The organism is Microvenator marinus (genome assembly GCF_007993755.1).
GTDB classification, from domain to species: Bacteria; Myxococcota_A; Bradymonadia; order Bradymonadales; family Bradymonadaceae; genus Allomicrovenator; species Allomicrovenator marinus.
In genome coordinates this window covers 2899968-2921002 of record NZ_CP042467.1, presented here as the reverse complement: position 1 = coordinate 2921002, position 21035 = coordinate 2899968, and the positions used below count along the sequence as shown (strand labels likewise).

Sequence of the window (21035 nt, the reverse complement as noted above, 5' to 3'; positions counted from 1 at the left end):
CCGGGATACGTTTGTGCAACCGTTTCATATAACTCATGGCGGGCCTCTGGCAAGCGCCTAATCCCATATTACGAGGAGTTTACATTTTGGCGAGGCCTCAATTTCAACCTCGAAGGTATCGTCGCGTTGGGCCACAGGGTTCCTCGCTCGAACCGTGTGTTTCCCCGCTTTGAGAGGGCGTTTCTTAAACCCACGATTGACTTTCTCAAATGGTCCAGAGTCGATTGAAACCTCACCAATGGCCGGGTTTATCAAGCTCAGGTCCAGGCAACCCTCATCTGCCTGCGCGAATTTCGCGCTCACGCGCCGCACGCCAGGCCGCCTAGTCTGAACCACCGACTCATAGCCATCTAGTTCAAACCTGACTTCAAACGCCTCGCGAGTCGGGTAGGGCGCGCGCATGGGTGTCTGCCCGACCTCGGCACCGTCAATCACCACCGTGGCTCCCGTCGGCGTTGAATCAAAAACTACCGTAACCACCTGGGGTTGAGCAGGCCGCTCTTTGCTCGGCTCCGGCTCCGGCTCCGGCTCGGTCTGTGCGGGCTCGCAATTCAGCGGAAGAACCACTTGCGGCGATGAATGCTCGTAGGAAAGCGCATAGTTCGAGCCCGTACAGCCCTCCTTCTGGGCCAGCAAATTCGTGACCTGTCCTGGGTTGAGTTCGATCGTGGTCTGATGTGTGCCAAGAGACGACTGATCGCGAAGAATCACGGCTCCTTCAGGTGCCTTAACCTCGAAACTCCGAGGCCGCTTAATCTCCACAAGAGTTGCCCGATCCGCGCCGATCTCAAACTCCTCACCACGCCCAAGCTCCACCCTCAAGGTCCGCGCCTGAAACCCATCTTTTTCAATCGTAATCGAGTGAACACCGGGCTCTAACTTAAGGCGCGCAGGCGTGAGGCTGCCCATAGACTCGGCGCCGTTGATGAGAATCTTAGCGCCCTCAGGCTCACTATCGATCTGAACATACGCAGGTCGGGGCCAGAGGAAAAAGCCCGCCGCCAGAAGCAAAATGAACACGCTTCCACCCGCGACCATGCGGTTCAGCCCACTCGCGGGCGCCTCCGCAGCGCCTTGACCTGTCTGATGCGTGCGCGAGGTCAGCGGCTTTGAAATCGAACTCGAGTCGATGATCCGACTCGCCGTCTCCGAAGACTGAGCCGGCCGTTTTGCCGGCGATGCCGCCGTGGTTGAGAAGGGGTCTGTCCCGGGCTTGTCCAGCAGTCGGTCCAACTCCTCTTCAAGCACCTGGTCTAGATTCCCTTTGCGCGGCGAAGAACCCGAGCCGCGCGCAGCCTTGAGCTCCTTTCGCTCCAAACCCTCCGGGAACAAGCCTGCCAAGAACTTTCCGACCTCGGAGCTCGTTGGTGCGCTGCCCGTGGCGTAGAGATATTGAAGGATATCCACCTGCAGCTGTTCGGCGCTCTGATATCGCTCAGCCGTGTTCTTGGAGAGCGCCTTTTGAACGATCGAGTCTACCTCTTCCGGAATCGCGGGATTCAGGGTGCTCGGCGGGTCGAATTCACAGAGCCGCACGAGCTCCAGGCTCTCCAGGTCCGAGCTCCCCTCAAAGGGCCGAAACCCCGTCATCAACTCGTAGAGCGTGACCCCGGCACTGAATACGTCGCTGCGCGCGTCGAGCGGGCGCCCTGCGGCCTGCTCCGGGCTCATGTAGCAAAACTTACCCTGGATGCGCCCCGATGCGGTCTTCCCGAGCTTTCCAGCGGCACGCGCAATGCCGAAATCGATGATCTTCACCTCGCCATCCGACGAAATCACGATATTTGAGGGGCTGATATCGCGGTGTACGATCCCTAAGTTTTCGCCGTCCGAATCCGTCTTTCGATGCGCGTAATCAAGCCCTTTGGCCACCTCGCTCACCACAAAGAGCGCGAGGTCCACGGGCATCACATCCCCAGTCATGCTGAGGCGTTTGAGCACTTCGCGCAAATCGCGGCCTGGCACATACTCCATGGCGATGAAATACGTGCCGTCTTCCTCACCCATATCAAAGACGGGGACGATATTGCCGTGAACGAGCTGCACCACGATATGCGCCTCGTCCAGAAAGCGCGTGATGAACTCCTCTTCTTCGGCGAGATGCTCCACCATCGTCTTGATGATGATGGTCTTCTCAAAGCCGCCCGCACCTCGAGCCCGTGCCAGATAGATCTCTCCCATACCACCGCGTGCGATGGGATGCAGGAGTTCGTACCGGCCTAGAGTCTTCAGCGGTGAATTCATGGCTGAATTTGAACTCAATTAGCCGTGACTCGCAACTGTGAGTCGCAGTCCTTCTCGGTAGTCGATGCTCGGGTCGTACTCGATGAGGCGTTTTGCCTTGGAAATATCGGCGAGCGAATCGCGAACGTCGCCGGCGCGGGGAGGGCCGTAATTGGGGGATTGCGTGACTCCGAGCTCCTCGGCAATGATCGTGTAGAGGTCGTTGAGAGAGATTCGCTCACCACACGCGATATTCATGATTTGACCGGAGGCACGCTCGGCATGGGTGCATGCGTTAAGGTTCGCCTGAACCGCGTTCGCCACGTAGGTAAAGTCACGTGTTTGGCCGCCGTCACCGTTCACAGTCGGCACACCGCCATCTTTCAAAATCTGGATAAATTTCGGGATCACCGCAGCGTACGGCCCGTTTGGATCCTGCCGAGGACCAAAAATATTGAAGTATCGAAGGCCCACGGTATTGAGGCCATAGAGGTCCGAGAACACCTTCAGGTATTGCTCGCATGTGGTCTTGGTCACCGCGTACGGGCTCATCGGGTTCGGCGTCATATCCTCGTGCTTCGGAAGCACGGGCGTATCCCCGTAAGTGGACGAGCTCGCCGCGAACACAAAAGAGCTGGCGCCCGCATCGCGCGCCGCAATCAACATGTTCAGCGTGCCCGTGGTGTTGACTTCATGGCTCGTAATCGGGTCCTCGATGGACCGCGGAACACTGCCAAGCGCCGCCTGATGAATCACGTGGTCCACCCCTGCACACGCGGCGTGACACGCCTTAGCGTCCCGGATATCCGCCTCGATGAACTCGAAATCCTTCAGGAACGGCTCGATATTGTGCCGATGCCCTGTGGATAGGTTGTCCAACCCACGAACCTCATGCCCCGCTTTAATCAGGGTTTCTACGATATGACTTCCGATAAATCCGGCAGCACCGGTGACTAGGTAACGCATATTCCTCCTTGGCCTGCGCCTCATGTACTACGAGTTCGCACTTTGTAGAAGCAGGCTCTGTGAACATGCAAACCTTTAGTAGCCCCACTCAATGCAAGGCCCCTCTTGAGCGTCGCATCGATCGCTATCGTCTCGAAAGCTTGAAATGGAGAGGATGTTTGAGTGCCTGTTTCCGTAAGCACCATTCTCATAAAACACGTCTCCATCCAGATTTCGTCGAGGCAAGAAGGGGTCGGGTATGGCCATCATCATGACGTCTTTCTTCTCGCGGCCTTCAATATCTACCCAAAATGAACCTCGGTCGTCCACCATCTCGAGTATCTCGGTGATGCTGTTGTTGCCCACGCCTTTGTCTCCTCCAGACCACGTATAAATGGGCTCTGCGGCAGGCCTAGCATCGACCAGAGGGATAAGCGCCACAATACGTGGCTTATCGATCCATAGTCGAAACAATGACCAGTCGACCCAAACTCCACCATCTGGGTGTGTTGTCGCATAGCGCGTGGAGCCGGAATCGCGCTCAAATGCTCCGATTAGCCACTGTGTGTTTCGGCCCATTTCCCTCTCAAAATCGGTGATGGGTTCTTCAAGCGCTTCCCGCACGCACACTTCTTTTTTTAGAGAGTAGCCTCCATATAGAACGGTGAAGCGGGACACATGTTGATTGTTGACTCGATGATCGACGTGGTAATTCATGAAGACGGTGACGTCATAGGCCCCGGGCTCATCAAAGTTGTCCGCCCCAATATTCAAGTCCACGATATGGACGTTGGCTCGCCGACTAAACGTCCAACCAGAATCTTGCACCTCTTTGAGTATCTCACTACGGCTATCGTCCCAGAGCCGATGAGTGGTTGAGGTAGGCCTAAAGTTCACCAAAACGGTGTATCCCAACTCCCCGAGCTTACCAAACGATGTAGGTGCCCAATGATAGGTAGAAATCTCAACGTCATCGCCATGATTTGAATACAAGATGTGTGATTGAAATTGCCCATCGCTACCCAATCCCGCCTGGTGTTTTGGGTGAGGCACTATCATCGAAACTTGGTAGATACTGGAGGTAATTGCCGGCCCGCTGGCAATAAACTCCGATGCAGTCATGTGAGCACGATCAGACGGCCGTTCAACGATCTCAAACGGCCCCTGCTTCATGTTCCAACTAATGGTTTCAGGTGAACATTCTCGCTCAGTAATCCAGAGTTTTGTGTCTGGGAAGTCTTCGGCATTTGTCGTTGGAGGAGGCCTCAACGACTTTCCTGGTTTGAAATAGGTATCCGCGTTTTGAGAGTGGTACTCAATGGGTTCTGGAATCTGAATGACGCTCTCGCTATCTACACATCCCAAAACCATAAAGAAGCCAACAATATGAAGTAGTTTCCCTAGTCTGGCGCCAATGAGATTCATTTGCGTAAACACTCTAGAACCGGTTAAAACTGGCACTGCGCTTCAGCGGTGCTGTACGACCCGTCCTTGGTTTTGGGATATACGTAGCGATTCACGTACTGAGCAGTTGAATTCGTACATACACCCTTGTTTCTGTTGGTCATTTGTACTGACTCGCCAATGGTTTTTGCCACAGAGCATTGCGCTGCCAGGAGAGGTCCGTCTTGTTGTTCGTCATGAGACTTAGGGTCCGTTCCAGCACAAGTGACGCCGGACGTGAAAACCTCAAGCTGGACTCCGTCAATAGTAACACTGCCGTCTGGGGCCAGCATCATGTCAAAAATCAGGTTGCAGGTCTGCAGTAAATCCCATCGTTCCGTTGTCTCATTTAACCTATGGGACACACCTTTCTGGTCCAAGATGATCGGAGGAAAAAGTACTCCGTCTATAGATAGCTGATTTGGCATAGTGGCGCCCAAGAGTGTGCTCATATACTCATAGAACTCATTGGTATTCGCATAAATTCCTGCGTTCGGCGTGACGCGGATGACGCCTGTCTTCATGGCCGTAACATTGGCCTCTACAATCCAAGCCTGTTCTGTTGAATCCCAAGTAGAGGTCAGGCCGCTTTGCTGGCGCATCAATGCGGGATCATCTGTAGTTGGCAAGCTGGCGATCGCCTGGCTTGTGCAACTACCTGATGGGCAGTCGCAATTGTCCGGATCCGTGTCCGGATCACAATAAGTGCGATCAAACGCAGACGCGTTCGTTCCGCTCGTGAGTAAAAATAAAATGACGCTCAAAGCTCCCTTCCAAGTCGAACCACCTATGATGTCTCCTTTCTAAGTGGGTTTCTGATGTGGAAAGCAGTCTAACCAAAAAAAGAAAACCAATTTCAAATGGTTTCTTGAGAAAAACACAAAAGCAGTTTTCAAGTTTGAGAGTTCCACGCCTGGAACATCAACACATCCCAGAGATGGTGCTGCCAGTTGTGCGCGCGAGACTGATGTTCATCCCATTTTTGGCGAATCGGCGCAGGGTCAAAGTAGCCTTCCTGCTTGAGTCGGTCTGGGTGCAGGAGGTCTTCTGCCCACTCACGCAGTGGGCCGCGCAACCACGCGTCAATCGGCACCCCGAACCCCATCTTAGGGCGATCGATGAGCGCAGAAGGCACGTAATCGTAAAGCACCTGCCTCAAGAGCCATTTGCCGGCGGGATCGGCCTTAGGCCGTATTTTCATGTCCAAAGGAAGGCGCCACGCAAACTCCACAACCCGATGATCGAGGAGTGGAACCCGCGCCTCAAGACTCACCGCCATGCTCGCCCGGTCCACCTTGGTCAAGATATCGTCAGGAAGATAAGTCTCCATATCTAAGAGCATCATCGTCTCGGCGTTGCTGCCCATTTCAGCCCACGGTGCCGCCGTTTCTGGCGCGCCAAGTACCACGCCCGAATCCCAATGCGTCACAAGCCTCGCATAGAGTTCCTGGAAACTCTGCGCCCCAAGGATACGGCCTAGCTTCTGGAGCTTGTCGGTCGGAAGTCGCATCTTCCCGGCTCCCGGAATCCTGCCGTCCAATGCCCCGAAGAGTCGGTCGGTTTGCTCGGCACGCAGCATGCCAATCAGGTCGGATGCACCACTCCTCAAATGGGACGGTAGACGACTCATCAGCCCCCACGCCTTCGGCCCCAGAATATGCCTGTTGTACCCACCGAAGAGCTCGTCTCCACCGTCGCCCGAGAGACTCACGGTCACGTGTTCGCGCGCGAGCTGACTCACAAGGAATGTGGGGATTTGCGAGGAGTCCGCAAACGGCTCGTCCCAGATTTGCGAAAGCCTTGGGACCACCTCTAGAGCATCTTCGGGGCGCACCACAAGCTCGGTATGATTTGTGCCAAGATGCTTCGCAACGGCGCGCGCGTGATCCGCCTCGTCGTACGCCTTGTCTTCGAAACCAATCGAGAACGTCCGCACCGGATTCTCTGATTGCACCTGCATCAACGCAACCACCAGAGATGAGTCCACACCTCCAGAAAGAAATGCCCCGAGTGGCACGTCAGAGAGAAGGCGTAGCTTGACCGCATCCATCAATTTTTCGTGCAAAAGCTCCTTGGCGAGCTCGGCCTGATTCGTGCCAAAATGCAGCGGCGATTCGAGACCGTTTCGCGCCACGTCCCGGGCCGACCAGAAGACCTCAACGCGCGTGACACCGCGCCTCGCCCTCAAAATCGTGCCCGGAGACATCTGGTGCACGCCTTCGTAAATGGTCTGCGGGTGAGGCACACAATTGGCGCGCATATACGCGGCCAAAGCTCCACGGTCTACCTTTGACTCAAAGCCCGGAAACGCCCTAAACGTCTTGAGCTCAGACCCAAATACGAGCGCGCTCCCAACCTTTCCCCAGTAGAGCGGTTTGATACCGAGACGGTCTCGGATAAGGACCAACTCCTCTTCCTTGGTATCCCAAATCGCGCAGGCGAACATACCCACAAAGCGCTTTACAGACGCGGTGATGCCCCACTTTTCGAAAGCGGCGAGCATGGTCTCGGTGTCTGAAGTACCGCGCCACGTCTCGTCGAGCTCGGCCCTCAAATCGAGGTGGTTGTACACTTCCCCGTTATAGACCATCACGTATCGCCCCGAGGGCGAACTCATGGGCTGTGCACCAGCCTCCGAGACGTCCAAAATGGCCAGGCGTCTATGCCCGAGCGCCACCGCGCCGCGCACCCAAACGCCCTCGGCGTCCGGCCCGCGATGCGCGATAGAGTCGCACATGGCGCGCACCACATCGGTGGCACGCGACGTGCCAATCGATTCCGCCCAGAAACCCGTGATGCCGCACATGGCTAGCCTTAGCGGGCGACCCCGCGAACCACAGGTTGAGCTGAAGAATTAAGCACCGTGGCCACGAGAGCGCCGTCGGTCTTGGCGAGGTAGGTGAGGAGTTTGTCGCCGGCGTTGACCGGAACTCCGAAGGTCCACGTGGGCTCCGAGCCATTGAAGAGCGGAGACACCAGGTCTTTGAGCTCAGTTTCGCCAAGCTCCTCAGCCACCGTGTGCGTGCTCACGGCTTCGCCCAGCGTCTGAGGGTTGATATCGGCGCTCGTGAGCACACTCGCGTCGGGCTGCACGAATTTCTTGAGCATCTGTTGCCAGCCTTCGGGTGCAAATCCGTTGAGGACGCGCCTGGAAAGCGCAGGGCTAAACGGCAGCGCCGCACCCGACTCAATCTCCTGCTCGATGCGTTGTTGAACGTTGGCCATCGCCCCGTTAATGAGCTCGAGGTAAAGGCACTCGCCGTGGTCGAGCTCCACCTGACTCAGCGGGTTCTCGCGAATCCACTCGGGCCCAAACATCAGCCGAACCATCTTGCTCGCGAGCTCCGGGATGTCCTCAAATGCGCCCTCTTGCTCAAGGATACGCCGCGAAACCAGACCAAAGAGGCCGCCGCCTGGAATCCCCATAAGCGCCGCTGAAAGAAACGCCGGAAGCCTCACAATCGCGTGTGATCCGAACGCCAAACCGTGCTCAAGCCTAAACCGAGTCACGTCCGCTTCAGCGATTAACTTCGCATCACCAAGCGCGCCCTTGCCATAAATGCCTTCCAGGCTCGCCACGTTCTGAGAGCCACCAGCCCAGGTAAAGAACGCGCTCACGCTCTTCGGGCCGAGCCATCCGCGCCCGCGAATATCCTCGACCATCCAGATGTGATTTCTGCCCATCGTGTCGAGCGTCTCTTCGTAACCACGCACGTGATAAGGCTTGGTCTGCGACTCCACGATGCAGCCTTCGAAGTCGACCGTCGGGGTGCGAATTGCCTCCTGGCCTTCGCGAGGACACATCCACTTACCAAACGCCACCGAGTTGATGAAGATGATGTCTTTGACCGGCGCGGCAGCCCGCGCGGCTTCCACAGCACTCACGATCTCAGCCGGGAGCGGCTTGACCTCGCCTTTTTGTTGACCTTTGAGATCGCGGCCGGGCGCCAAGATCACGTCCGCAGAAATGACCTTGAAGTTTGCGCCACGCTCCTTTGCAAAAGCCTCCAGAGCCTGCGCATTTTCAAGGCGTGCGCGGTGAATCGGTGACACCGGTGTGCCGTCGGAATTGACTTCCAAGAGGTGCGGAGGCTCCCAATAGACGCCGACGCCGTGCTTCAGAAGCCCGGCTTCAATGGCTGCTACCACCGTGGCGAGCCCCATTCCGTCCGAGACCCCGGCCACAAACCAAACCTGGTCCGGAGCGTGAGTCGCATCTTGGAAGCCCAGTACTTCGTTGAGCGCGGTTTTGTTCAACTGTCTCGAAATTGTATTCAATCGCTCGTGAGCGCTCATATCTCTCCCCTACGAAATCCCTTCCGGTACCCGCCCAATCAAGGTGTGGCTGGTAGCGTCGTGGATGTGAACGGGGACGATGTCCCCGGGTTTAAGCTCAAAACTTGGTTTGGCAAAGACGGCCATCTTAAAGTCGTCTGTGCGCCCACAGAGGTCGTCCGGATTGCGGCGTGATTCGCCGATGACCATGACGTCCTGGGTGGTTGAAATTCTAGTCTGGAAGACTTCGGCAGAGATCGACTCCTGAAGCTCGATAAGTCGCTTGAGCCGCTCACCTTTGACCTCCATGGGGACGTCGTCCGGCATGTTTCGTGCCGCCGCCGTGAGGCTTCGCTCCGAATACTGGAACATATAGGCGAAATCGAAGCGCACCTGACGCATCAGGTCCAAAGTCGCCTCGAACTCCTCGTCCGTCTCCGAACAAAAGCCCACGATGATATCGGTCGACATCGCAATATCCGGCATGTACGAGCGAATATTCGCGACCAGGGCGTCAAACTCTTCACGCGTGTAGCGCCGCTTCATGCGCTCAAGCATTGAAGTTGAGCCAGACTGAGCGGGCAGGTGAAGATACTTTGAAATCTTCTTGTGACGCGCCATGGTCTCAAGAAGCTTGTCGTTGAAGTCGGTAGGGTAGGGCGAGGTAAAGCGCACGCGCTCAATGCCGTCCACCTTGACCACGTCTTCCAAAAGGTCCGAGAAATCATAGTCGCCCACGCGATACGAGTTCACCGTCTGCCCGAGCAGCGTGATCTCTTTATAGCCAAGCTCGGCCACGTTTCGGACCTGGGACAGTACATCCGATGGCGCTACGCCGCGCTCTCGCCCACGCGTAAAGGGTACCACGCAGAAAGTGCAGCATTTGTCGCAGCCACGCTGCACGCTAATCCAGGCGGTGATGCCCTCAGAGCGCACAGGCACGAGCCCTTCGTAAGTCTCGGCCTTGTCCAGCCGCACATCGATCAGCGGGTCCACTTCCTCTTCCTGTGCCTGAACTAGCATCTCGGGGAGGCGCCGGTATGCATCGGGCCCGACCACAATATCTACGTATGGAGCGCGCTCGGTAATCTCCTTCTTGAGGTGATTCGCCATGCAGCCCGCCACGCCCAATATCACGTTCGGGTTCTCGTTCTTGTAGCGCAAAAGGTGTGAAAGCCGCCCAAACACGCGCTCCTCAGCCTTCTCGCGCACCGCGCACGTGTTGATCAAGATGATGTCCGACTCTTCCAGATTGGCCGCCGCCGTGTAGCCCTGATTCAGAAGGATGCCGCCCATCAACTCACTGTCCGCCATATTCATCTGGCAGCCGTAAGTCTCGATAAAAACACGCTTGCCGGGCCGCGAGGCTTGCGGCATAGCGTTTGACTCACCGTTATTGGCGTATGGATCTCGTTCGTCGTGCTCGAATGCGCTCATGATCACTTCCAGGCTCCAAGGGCGGCGAACACTAGGAAAACCAAACGCATTGGTCAAGTACACGAGTCGAAATGAAGTATACATTGCTGCTAGCGCTCATTATTTCGAGCTGCGCCACATCCCCACGTCCCACTCCTCAGGAGCAACCCACCTTGAACGCGCCTCAAACCCAAGACTTGCTCGCTCGTCGCCAAGACATCGTCGAAACCATCCACGGAGTCGAAGTTCAAGACCCCTATCGCTGGCTCGAGAATTGGGAAGACCCCGAGGTCAAGGCGTGGACCAACGCACAGGATGCCCACACGCGCTCAGTACTTCAGGCGCTCCCCGTGACCTCAAAACTCATGGAGCGCTTCTCGGAGCTCTACTATGTAGATTCCATTCAGCCACCGGTGCGCCGAGGCACCCGCTACTTCTACGTGCGCCGACACGCCGACCGCGAAAAAATGGTCTACTACTTTCGCGAAGGGCGCGAAGGCGAAGAACAACTCCTCCTTGACCCAAACACGCTTAGTGAAGACGGCTCCGTCTCTGTTGGCTTTGCGGTGGCTTCACATGACGGGGAGAAACTCGCGTATTCGCTGAAGGAGAACAACGCCGACGAATCCACGCTCTACGTCATGAACGTGGCCGACCGCAGCGTTTCCGAAATCGACGTGATTCCCGGAATGAAATACGGAAGACCCGCGTGGACCGCCGATTCCACCGGGTTCTACTACGTACACCTACCGCCCGCCGAGGACGGCAATATCGCCGACCGTCCCGGGCTAGCCGAGGTCCGCTACCACACGCTGGGAACCTCCTATAAAGAAGACCCGCTGATTCGTGAGGCCACACGGGACGCAAGAATTTTTACGGGTATCGATCTCAGCCGAGATGGGCGATTTCTAGTCCATTATCTTTGGACCGGATGGCATAAGTCTGAGGTCTTTATTAAGGATCTTGAGGGCGGTGGCGACTTTGTTCCAGCTGTCGAAGGCCGCGATAGCCTCTACTCGATGGTGGTGCATGATAAAAATATTTATGTGCTCACCAACGAAGGTGCTCCCAGATTTAGAGTGATGAAGGCTTCCGCTTTGAAGCCAGAACGCGATGCGTGGAAGGAATTCATCCCAGAGTTTGAAGACGGCGCCGTAATCGAAAACATCCAGATCATCGGCGGAAAGCTTGTTGTGGTCCTTACCCGTGATGTGGTCAGCGATATCCTCATCTACGAGCTCGACGGCACCCTGGTGCGAGATATCGAGCTTCCGGGCCCAGGTGTTTCGCTGGGCATGACGGGTAACCCCGAGGACGACGAGGCCTACTTCTCCTTCCAGTCCTTTACCCAACCACAACGCATCTACAGAACCTCCATCGCCACTGGGGTCACAAGCCTCTGGAATGAAGTGCAGGTCCCCGTCGATCCCTCACCGTACATGGTCGAGCAGGTTTTCTATCCGTCCAAAGACGGCACAAAAATCCCCATGTTCATCGTGCGTCGAAAGGACATCAAGTTCGACGGGAGCACGCCCACACTTCTCTACGGTTACGGCGGCTTTAGCGTCAATCAGCTGCCTTACTTTCGGGCGAGCATCTATCCTTGGCTCGAGGCGGGCGGCGTTTGGGCCGTGGCCAATTTAAGGGGAGGCGGAGAGTATGGTCAGGCGTGGCACCACGCGGGCATTAGAGAGAAAAAGCAAAACGTCTTTGACGACTTTATCGCCGCCGCCGAATACCTCATCGCCAATGGCTATACGGCCCCAGAAAAGCTCGCCATTCGTGGTGGTTCTAACGGCGGTCTACTCGTGGGCGCCGTGATGGCGCAACGCCCCGAACTCTTTGGTGCCGTGGTATGCGCCGTGCCGCTCTTGGATATGGTGCGATACCACCTCTTTGGAAGTGGGAAAACGTGGACCACCGAGTACGGCGACCCCGAAGTCGCCGAAGACTTTCGCGTGCTCCATGCCTATTCACCCTACCACCAGCTCGAAGTAGGCCAGAAATACCCGGCATTCCTCATGTTGGCGGCCGATAGCGACGACCGCGTGGACCCGATGCACGCCCGAAAGTTTACCGCCGCCCTTCAGCACGCGCAGGGCGGTGACGCGCCTGTACTCCTTCGCCTGGAGCGCAACTCAGGGCACGGAGGCGCCGACAAAATCCGGTCCTTTGTGGAATCCGACGCCGAGACCTACGCCTTCCTTATGCACGTCTTCAATATGTAGCCCGGCTCATTTGACTTTGTGTTTTCCGTCTGTCATCTTGAAAGCTCCTACGAGCCCAAAGGAGGGGTAACTATGCAAAAAAACTCTTATTTTCTATCGCCACATTGAGTGCCGCAATGACTTTCGCGGCTGAATCTGAAGCAGTCTGTACCGCCGCATTAAACGCCGGTTATGACGACTGCGTCACTTTTCAGCTCACAGATGCTCCGCAGTTCTCGGCGACAACCATCTGCGACTATCGCGAAATCGGCATGACCTCTTCGTGGGATGCGACGGCGCAATTGCTGACAATTACGATTGATCCAAACAATGGTGATGGTATTCCCGCCGTCAGGCATCCAGTCAATGACGGAAATTGGTCGAGTCTATCTGACTACAAAGACGCCTTTTACGGCTTGGCTTTTGGAGAGGGATGTAACGACGATATCGACATTCCCAGACCCGACCAATGCGGTGATCTTAACATAAAATACGTCATTTCGGATCGACCCTATTGGATCGATTCAGGCGGAATATCGCCCTATCAGAACCTTGACCCATTCTGGGGGGCATTGGCGAGCGATGACGGCGTCATCAACATTGAAGATACCGGTATCTTCGACCTCATTGGCGGGACCATGAGTTCCTGTGACACCCAAAGCGCCTCGGCAAATGGGGATACATTCGAAGTCCAACAATGTTCCTATTATGAAGTTACCGACGAGATAACAGTTTTCGAACCCGTCTGTGAACGAAAGCAACCACATTTCATTCGTTCGGAGCATGCGTCGACCCGTTTCGAGTACTTCAAATGGAACAGTTTACAAACAACGTTTCTATTCGATCCCACACCAGGGAACTTCAGTCGATTGGCGATAAAGGCCGATGCGCGTTTGGAAAACGATTATTTTGATTCGAACAGTAGCTATGTGGATGGGGACGTGGAAGTCAAGTTGAACACGGTTCCGTTCAGCGTCGGAAGGGATAATCGCGACGGCGTTTGCGGTGCTAGCAAGGTCTCCAAAAACATGATTTTCCTTCAGCCAAAGACTTATGTTGGCTACGCCCCGAACTGCTTCCAATGAAACCTATCCTCGCGATTCTACTCGTCTTAGGGATTGGCTGTGTTGATGCGACCGGGGGTGCAGACAGCAATTCTGATCTTGGTTTAGACTTGGGAACGACTGAGGATATGCGTCTCGATTTCGCCTTAGACTTAAATGAATTCGGATCGGATGGTGATTTTGAGACTGTGGAAGACGTTGCACCTCCATTTTGCAACTCTGCATCAGATCCCATCGCAGCAGCCAAGTCGGAGCAAGACTTCTATTTGCCATCTCTCAACAGTGAAACTCGGGAGATATCCAATCAAGACTGGAACTTGCCATGGGAGAACGGAGCAGCTGACATTTCGGGTGGTCTGGTTGCTATCGTTGGAGATGAAGGGCGCCAGCGAGGCTTGAGAGGTGCTTGGGTTCCCTATGGAGAAGATTTAAACTTTCATCTCATCGACTATTACGCGGATTCAAACACTGAGGTTTTCCCGAAACCTGATCCCGAGATACTACCCCCCTATCTCGCCGTCTCTGTCTTGGTGGACCATAAGAGCGTCGAGGCTGAATACAGCTGGGACTGGAGAGGCATGGATTACCAATCTCAGTCTCTATTCATGAAAGTTCCTCACGAATCCGAACAGACTGTGAAGGTAAGGATTCCGGCGAGCGCGTTTCCCGAAGCGCGGGCGTACGACATTGTGGTCTTTTTCTTCAAGCCAAATGCACTATCTAGCGAGATGATTCAGATGTTTAGAATGACCCTCTACTACGGTGGGTTTGATATCCCGGAGCATCCCTGTATCCCGCTTGCTGAGGGGGTAGAGCTTAGTGGCGCGGAGAAAGCTTACGAGGAGCGGGGGGATTGGTATGCTTGGAGCAATAGAATATCTGTCTATCATGAAGATCCGGCCGAATCCCACGAGAGAGAGTCGTTGATCGAAGTTCCGGCTAACGCGACTAGTGTGAGCATGAATATGCTTCTTCGTGGCACATCGCGGGAAAACTTCGCCTTGGAGCACGTGCCGATGAAGATTGTCACGTTTGTGGACTATGAAGTTCAGGACGATCCAATCTTGATTGGACTACCCCAAGAGGATCGTACATTCGCACACCGCGACCAGCTAGAAGTCGATCTAAATCCCGGTCCCGAGACTATCGTCTGGGTCGCCGGAATCTACAACCCGTGGATCCCTGCGGTGAGCTGGAACAATATCGCCAATCCCGACATTCAGGGCCTCTACTGGGCCTATCGAAGCAACCGCTTGATTTTTCGCAGGGCCGCGGAGTGAAGATGATAAAGACAACACCTACCTTTTTGTACCCACTAGTTATCGGCGGGTTGATTCGAGCTCAAGGATATCCGGCGCCGTAGCTCTCGGGGTTTGAACACACAATGTTTGAGGTCTACGACGAGGTCGTGCATCTGAGGCACCCCACGCTCGCCTGCCTGGACAAGTTCGATCCCTTTGGAATCCCAGACGAATTCGACGGACAACCTTTGTCCGCCCTCCGAGAAGCCCTCGGCGATCTCCAGCCACTAACGCCCGACGAGCAAACCGCACTCAGCGAGGCCCAAGCATCGGTCGCATGGCAACCTAACAGATTCGATAATATCTGTGTTGAGAAGATCGGAGATTGGCCAACCGGACCTTCCACTGGCCCGTCTGGCGATCAGGGCGACTAAACCTCCGCTAGAACGCGTCCACGTCGATGCAGCCACTCTCCTCGCACCGCGCATAGAGCACGCGTCCACATCCCTCAATCACGAGCTCCTCTCCCTTGGGTCGAACGCTCAGATCTCTCGGTGGGCAATTCAGTATCTTTGCCCCAAAGATTCGCACCGGGTCATTGGCCCTCTCGAAATACGAATAGGCCCAAGCCCCCAGTATGACCATCAACACGAAGAGTGCTCCCATGGTGTTTCTCGGCTTTCCCACCTGCCGATTTCGCCCCAGTCCCTCGCGCCGCCAATCCATGCGCTCTCCACTCACTCCGAGCCCGTCCTGATCACCCCGCAAGCTTAGCATCTAGTGGCTATTCAAGCCACAAGCTGCAGATAGGGAGGCTCAGAAATCTGCGCCGATGCTCACCGAGAACTTTCGCCCCGTCCTTAGTCTGCTCACTAGCCGGTCCCCCTGCGTGTACCGAATTTCCGGGTCGATGAGGTTGGTGGCCTTGAACCCCAGCTTCAATGTGTCGCCGAGCTTCTGGCGCGCGACCAATTCAAGCCTCGGGACAGCCTCTTCGTAGATGTCAGGAGCGCCTTGGGCGCCCACCTCCGCGATCCTCGCCCCCACAGCGTTGAAGAGCAAGGTCGAACTCGCCCAGATGCGCACTGTGGCTTTGATCCCACGGTCCAGATCCCCCGATCGTGGTCAAAAGTCTCCGATCTAGAGCACCTAAGCCCCTAAAACTACGTATTTTTGACCCCAAAACGTTGGTATCATTCTTGCTCCTACATGTAGGTGCGAGTGGCAGAAAGTACGAAACGGGCAAAATCGATGAAAAAACTCCTCCAAACCTTCGTGTTAATCCTCATGGCATCCGCGCTCAGCGCGTGTGGAATGGGCGAAGTCGAATTGATGATGGGTGATGAGACCGAGTCGAACCTTCCGAAGTACGACGAGAACGGCCAGGTCATCGACCCAAAGACCAATGAGCCTCTCCCACCAGCGTTCGAAATCTCTCGCGAAAACACGCAATTATTGCCCTTCCATGTTAGAATTGCGAAACTTGAACGTGTTGTTGGACTCTCGCAAGAAGACCCGGCCTTTGAAGACCTCAATCGAAACCGCTACGCCCTTGGTGACCACAACTACGGCCAGGGAATCGGCGCTGACCTCTCGTGGTCTGCAGCCAAAATGTCCACCTGGGTCCAATCGCTCAAGGCCGTCTGCAACTCCGCCGCAATGCGCGACCGATATCCCTCATTGCCTGAGCATCTCAACGAATTCGTCACCGCCGCCTACGGCCGCGAAGCCAACGAGCAAGACCTCGCCATCGTCGAAGACGCGCTCGCTGAAGAAGCAGTGCCGGCCGAACAACGCTACGAAACCACGTGCCTTGCAGTGCTCTCATCCATGGAGTTCGTAGGACGATGAAACACCTAATTCTACTTTCACTCGCACTCGGGACACTTGGAATTGGATGCAAAGGCGAAGTCGCCATCGGCGCTGACGAGCCCGGCGCGCTCGCGCCCATGAACTCCCCAGCACCTACCCAAACGCCTGAGCCTCAGACAAACCCTACGCCTCTTCCCGAGCAGCCCGAGACGCCCGAGCAGCCCGAAAACACAGCGCCCCTGCGGGTCGAGCCACCTGAGCTCAGCCCTGAAGACGCCACATTCTACATGCGAAGTCTCGTGCAGATGCTCGTCGGTCGCCCACTCGAGTCGGCAGAGGTCAACGCCCTGCAAGCTCAAGGGTCAGAGGCGATTCGCCCAATGCTCGAAGCCTGGACCAAAGAACCCGGCTTTGCCCGCTCGGCGCGCTACCTGATGGCGCAGAAACTCAAGGCGAGCGGCGAGAGAGACGGCGTGGACTTCGAGGCGCCCGGAAGGCTCGTCGAATACGTGGTCAACTCCGGCTTGCCCTTCTCCACCATCATCACCGCAGATTATTGTATCGCCGCCGATGGCACCCAGACCACCTGCGACTCCGGTGCTCCATACAACGCGGGCGTGCTCACCACCCGAGCGTTCCTCGCTGGAAACGCCGGCCGCTTCAACCTCGGGCGCGCCACGCGCCTCATGAAGGTCTTCGCCTGCCGCGCCTATCCTATGGAATCAGACCTTCAGCCCTATCTTGAGAAAGAAGTGTTGATCCCGATGTTCCGCGCGAGCACGGCCGAAGAACAAACGGTGGAAGAAGCTAAAGACGCATTCGGCAACGGCTCCGCCTGTTATTCGTGCCACGGCCAATTCGGAGCACACGCCCAATTCTTCGTGAAGTTCGACCAAACCGGCCTCTGGCGCGCTGAAGCAACCGGTCTCCAAGACCCGGAAGGCGAGCTTGGACGCAGCTTTGGTGGGCTCATGACCTCGCATATGGACGATGAATCCGCCGCCGCTTTTGAGGGCTCAAAGATGTTCGGCCAAGATGTCCCTGATATTCGCGGGGCCGCACAGGTCCTAAGTGAAAGCGATGTCTTCGTGCCCTGCATGGCTCGAAACGTCATCGAATACACGTTTGGAATGACCGATACCGCCGCCGGAAAGATCGCCCGCGATATGCTCGAGCAGGTCGCATGGCGCGCAACCAAAGGCCAGACCCAAGACCCCACGTGGGCTGATATCGTGGTCGAAACCTTTGTGGAGCCTCGTGTGATTCAAGTGGTTCTCTCGAGCCAAGGAGATGTTCAATGAAAGTGCCTAATCTCAAAGAAATGTCGCCGATTAAGCGCCGCCGGTTCCTCAAGCTCATGGGCGCGGCCCTAGCGTCTCCTGCCGTTCCTGCCGCGCTGAAATTCGACGCGATGTCCATGCTCGTCGGAGAGGCCCACGCACAAGAGATGGAGAACTCCGCGCCCACCTATTTTGTGGAGATCAACCTTCGCGACCAATGGGATTTCGGCCATGTCTTCGTCTCTCCAGGCCTTGCGACCCACGCGGATTTGCGCCGCGGCACCAACGGCACAAAATGCGCGCTCTTCTACAATAACCTGAGTCAGCAGGCGCATAACTTCTACCTGACCGAAGACTCCATGGAGCTCATCCCGCATCTCGACGATATCGCGTGCTGCGAGATGTTCGAGCTTTCTGTGGGCCGCATCCACGGCCACGAAGCCGCAAACTGCACGCGATCTCCGGGCCGCGGATATAACGGCGGTGCCGGGCGTATGGCCATGTACGAGGCCGAACCGGCCTACTCCGAGCAAGGCAACGAACCACACTACTCCTCCACCCCTACGCCCGCCGCGTTGCACAATTATTGGCAAAAGCAGCTCGACGATAAACCGCTCAGAAACGGCGTGGCATTTAAGGGCGTGAGCCGCTTCCACACGGTCTATCACTTCGGTGCTGGGCTGCCGGGTGCCGAGCTCGACCGCCGCCAGAATGTCTCCGAGCTCATGAACGCCTTCCCAGACCAAGTCCGCGACTTGAACGTGCTCGCATCTCCCGAGGAGGCCGCTACCATCTCGAGAATCCTGCGCTCCCTCGACCAGCGCTATTTCCAGAAGTACGGCTATTCAACGGGCGCTGTGGACAGGCACAACCAGAATATTCAAGAGGTCCAAGAACTCCTTTATACCGGACAAACCCAGACCATCAGCCTGCCGCTTTCCGACGAGGAGCGTAATTACTGGAGCGAAGGTGTGCCGCCTCAAGTGGGTCAAAACATCAAGGCAAATATCTGGGAGCAGTGCGCGTACGCCTTCAAATTGCTCTCCAACGATATGACCCGTACATTTGCGGTTGAGTTTGATTATCTTGACGTCCATGACCAGCGAACGCCCGACCAGATGCACGTCAAAGCCCGCCAAACTGTGCTCCCGCTGGTGCGCCTCATCGAGAGCTTCAAAGCCGCCGGAATGTGGGACCGCACCCTCATCGCGATCTACAGCCTGGACGGCGGTCGTTCGCCCGCAGCGGCTAGCTACGGCAACGAAGGTAAGAATACCGTCATTCTGGCCGGCGGCATGGTGCGCGGTGGCTATTATGGGGATATCTCGGTGGCTGGAAACACTGGCGACGGCCATAACTACCGCTACCATATTCCCGACGCCAATACGGGCGCGCTTGCAGGGGCCGTGACGGACAACTCCGGCAGAATTCCAGGAGCGTCTATCTGGAAAACAACAATGCGAGCACTAAAGGTGCCCGCATCGGTTTATAATCAGTTCGCCGATGTCCAATCAGCGCCTGAACTGCCTTTCATTCTCAAGACCTGAGAATTAAGACTTCTTCTTAGTCTCTTCTTTCTTTTCTTTCTTTGCGCACTTCTCGCATGATGCGCAGTCTTTGTCGGAGGCGCAGGAGTCGCAACCGCAGGATTCTGCATTAGCGGTCTTGGTGGTTTCCTCGCCTTCGGCCTTGGCATGTCCGTCACAAGCAAAGCTTGGAACTGCGATCAACAAAGCGGCGGATGCGGTAAGTGCAAAGAGAATCGATTTCATGGTTACTCCATTATTGTAGAGGAGGTCTCTCCTCCTCAGATGAACTACGCAAAAAGACTTAGCGTCCAAAACAGTCTAACTCCCCCGCAAAAAAACTCAAACCCCCAAACAACTATTGAATTTCCCCCAAGATCTTTTAGTCTTACAAAAAACGCCCCTCCGGGCATAACAAGCATCCCCACAAATCGGGAGGAGACATCATGAAATTGAGAATACCTGCAACTCTAGTATGTACCGCATTTATCTACGGCTGTGGTGGCGACAGTGGTCCAGCACCTTGCGAGACCGTGGTAGACGCCAACATTACCGAAGTCACCACCTGGGGCGCCGAGTGCGACACCATCCTCGTAGAGGAGACCATTCGCGTAGAAGCGGCGCTTGACGTCAGACCTGGAACCACCGTCCGTTTGGCGCAAGGCGCATCCATTCAGGTCACGACGGGTTCTCTTGACTCTGCCGGCACCGAAGAAGCACCGATCGTCTTCGAAGGCCAAACCGCAGAGCCTGGCTTCTGGGGTGGAATCGCTTTTGCTTCGGTGTCTCCAGACAACAAGCTTACCCACACAACGCTCACAGACTTCTGCACCTCCAGTTTCCAATTCAACGACTGGGGTATCACCGTTCAAGGCGACACCACGTCGCCCGGAAGCCTCGTGATGACCAACGTCAACGTGCAAAACTGTGCGGGAATCGGGCTCTCCATCACGGCCGGCGGTACCATCGCAGGCTCGACCAACGTGAGCTTCTCAGACGTGGACGACTTCCCTGTTGCTGTGCCTTTCCAGCAAGCCCAAGAGATCGACCCGTCGTTTGTAATGGCAGGCAACACCAAAGCTGCCGTGCACGTTACTCGTGGGGGTCTTGAAACCACAGCGTCATGGCAAGCGCTCGACGTACCCTACCAGGTGGCGCCATCGGGCGGCGTGGAGGAAGGTGGTGCGCTGACGCTCGAGGCTGGCGTGGAAGTTCAGTTTGAGCAAGGCGCGACCCTGCACACCCGCGACGGAAGCATCTCCGTACTCGGCACCGCGGACGCGCCAGTAATGCTTATGGGTGTGGAAGATATCGCCGGCTATTGGGGCGGACTCGCGTTCCAATCCCTTAGCACCAGCAATGTGGTTCAAAACGCGGTGATCGCGAATGCGGGCGGCAAGAACTTCCAAAATAATGAGTTCGCCGTTGTGGTTACAGGCCAAACCACTACTCGCGGATCGTTGGACATCTCGGACACCGTGATCTCCAAGAGCGGCGGGGGCGGAATCGTCGTCTACGCGGGCGGCCAACTCACACAGGCTGGCTTGAGTTTTGATGGACTCACAGGAGACGAAGTAGACGACCGAAACGAAGAGTAGTATGG

18 protein-coding genes are annotated in these 21035 nt (G+C 56.1%); 8 read left to right on the top strand and 10 right to left on the bottom strand.

What is annotated here, in order from left to right:
- Positions 1 to 57 precede the first annotated feature (57 nt).
- The 7 genes from FRD01_RS11900 to miaB all read right to left on the bottom strand — a co-directional run bounded on the left by FRD01_RS11900 (position 58) and on the right by miaB (position 10323).
- Complete coding sequence (locus FRD01_RS11900; protein WP_146959901.1) at positions 58 to 2244, bottom strand: serine/threonine-protein kinase; 2187 nt, start codon at positions 2242 to 2244, stop codon at positions 58 to 60.
- 18 nt (positions 2245 to 2262) lie between these two features.
- Positions 2263 to 3189 (bottom strand): SDR family oxidoreductase, encoded by a 927-nt coding sequence (locus FRD01_RS11895; protein WP_249756203.1) that lies wholly within the window; start codon positions 3187 to 3189, stop codon positions 2263 to 2265.
- Positions 3190 to 3264: 75 nt separating this feature from the next.
- A complete protein-coding gene (locus tag FRD01_RS11890; RefSeq protein WP_146959897.1) occupies positions 3265 to 4593 on the bottom strand; it encodes a hypothetical protein in 1329 nt (442 codons plus the stop codon).
- 23 nt (positions 4594 to 4616) lie between these two features.
- Entirely contained in the window at positions 4617 to 5375 is a 759-nt protein-coding gene (locus FRD01_RS11885) for a hypothetical protein (protein WP_146959895.1), read from the bottom strand.
- A gap of 128 nt (positions 5376 to 5503) precedes the next feature.
- A complete protein-coding gene (asnB, locus tag FRD01_RS11880; RefSeq protein ID WP_146959894.1) occupies positions 5504 to 7417 on the bottom strand; it encodes an asparagine synthase (glutamine-hydrolyzing) in 1914 nt (637 codons plus the stop codon).
- Positions 7418 to 7425: 8 nt separating this feature from the next.
- Positions 7426 to 8907, bottom strand: a complete 1482-nt coding sequence (locus tag FRD01_RS11875) for a hypothetical protein (RefSeq protein ID WP_146959892.1) — start codon at positions 8905 to 8907, stop codon at positions 7426 to 7428.
- Between the two features lie 9 nt (positions 8908 to 8916).
- Entirely contained in the window at positions 8917 to 10323 is a 1407-nt protein-coding gene (gene miaB / locus FRD01_RS11870) for a tRNA (N6-isopentenyl adenosine(37)-C2)-methylthiotransferase MiaB (RefSeq protein WP_249756202.1), read from the bottom strand.
- A 71-nt stretch (positions 10324 to 10394) separates the two neighbouring features.
- On the opposite strand from miaB, the gene FRD01_RS11865 reads away from it, so the two are divergent.
- The 4 genes from FRD01_RS11865 to FRD01_RS11850 all read left to right on the top strand — a co-directional run bounded on the left by FRD01_RS11865 (position 10395) and on the right by FRD01_RS11850 (position 15248).
- The gene (locus FRD01_RS11865; RefSeq protein ID WP_146959890.1) at positions 10395 to 12530 is read left to right on the top strand and encodes a prolyl oligopeptidase family serine peptidase; all 2136 of its coding nucleotides are present in this window, start codon (positions 10395 to 10397) and stop codon (positions 12528 to 12530) included.
- 116 nt (positions 12531 to 12646) lie between these two features.
- Complete coding sequence (locus FRD01_RS11860; RefSeq protein WP_146959888.1) at positions 12647 to 13594, top strand: hypothetical protein; 948 nt, start codon at positions 12647 to 12649, stop codon at positions 13592 to 13594.
- Positions 13591 to 14853, top strand: a complete 1263-nt coding sequence (locus FRD01_RS11855; protein WP_146959886.1) for a hypothetical protein — start codon at positions 13591 to 13593, stop codon at positions 14851 to 14853. The genes FRD01_RS11860 and FRD01_RS11855 overlap by 4 nt, the downstream gene beginning before the upstream one ends.
- 104 nt (positions 14854 to 14957) lie before the next feature.
- Positions 14958 to 15248 (top strand): hypothetical protein, encoded by a 291-nt coding sequence (locus FRD01_RS11850; RefSeq protein WP_146959885.1) that lies wholly within the window; start codon positions 14958 to 14960, stop codon positions 15246 to 15248.
- A 7-nt stretch (positions 15249 to 15255) separates the two neighbouring features.
- Here the strand turns inward: FRD01_RS11850 and FRD01_RS11845 are convergent, their stop codons facing one another.
- Entirely contained in the window at positions 15256 to 15540 is a 285-nt protein-coding gene (locus FRD01_RS11845; protein ID WP_146959883.1) for a hypothetical protein, read from the bottom strand.
- Positions 15541 to 15630: 90 nt separating this feature from the next.
- Positions 15631 to 15900 (bottom strand): hypothetical protein, encoded by a 270-nt coding sequence (locus tag FRD01_RS11840; RefSeq protein WP_146959881.1) that lies wholly within the window; start codon positions 15898 to 15900, stop codon positions 15631 to 15633.
- 165 nt (positions 15901 to 16065) lie between these two features.
- Between FRD01_RS11840 and FRD01_RS11835 the strand changes: the two genes are divergently transcribed.
- From FRD01_RS11835 to FRD01_RS11825, 3 genes are read left to right on the top strand one after another with little or no spacing between them, the layout of a single operon-like run.
- On the top strand, positions 16066 to 16665 hold the full coding sequence (locus FRD01_RS11835) for a hypothetical protein (protein ID WP_146959879.1): 600 nt from the start codon (positions 16066 to 16068) through the stop codon (positions 16663 to 16665).
- Positions 16662 to 17927 carry a hypothetical protein gene (locus FRD01_RS11830; protein ID WP_146959877.1) on the top strand — a complete coding sequence of 422 codons (1266 nt, stop codon included), beginning with the start codon at positions 16662 to 16664 and terminating at the stop codon, positions 17925 to 17927. Before FRD01_RS11835 ends, FRD01_RS11830 begins: the two co-directional genes overlap by 4 nt.
- A complete protein-coding gene (locus FRD01_RS11825; protein ID WP_146959875.1) occupies positions 17924 to 19453 on the top strand; it encodes a rhodanese-like domain-containing protein in 1530 nt (509 codons plus the stop codon). The genes FRD01_RS11830 and FRD01_RS11825 overlap by 4 nt, the downstream gene beginning before the upstream one ends.
- A 3-nt stretch (positions 19454 to 19456) precedes the next feature.
- Here the strand turns inward: FRD01_RS11825 and FRD01_RS11820 are convergent, their stop codons facing one another.
- The gene (locus FRD01_RS11820; RefSeq protein ID WP_146959874.1) at positions 19457 to 19678 is read right to left on the bottom strand and encodes a hypothetical protein; all 222 of its coding nucleotides are present in this window, start codon (positions 19676 to 19678) and stop codon (positions 19457 to 19459) included.
- Between the two features lie 200 nt (positions 19679 to 19878).
- Between FRD01_RS11820 and FRD01_RS11815 the strand changes: the two genes are divergently transcribed.
- A complete protein-coding gene (locus tag FRD01_RS11815) occupies positions 19879 to 21030 on the top strand; it encodes a hypothetical protein (RefSeq protein WP_146959872.1) in 1152 nt (383 codons plus the stop codon).
- The last annotated feature ends 5 nt before the right edge of the window (positions 21031 to 21035 follow it).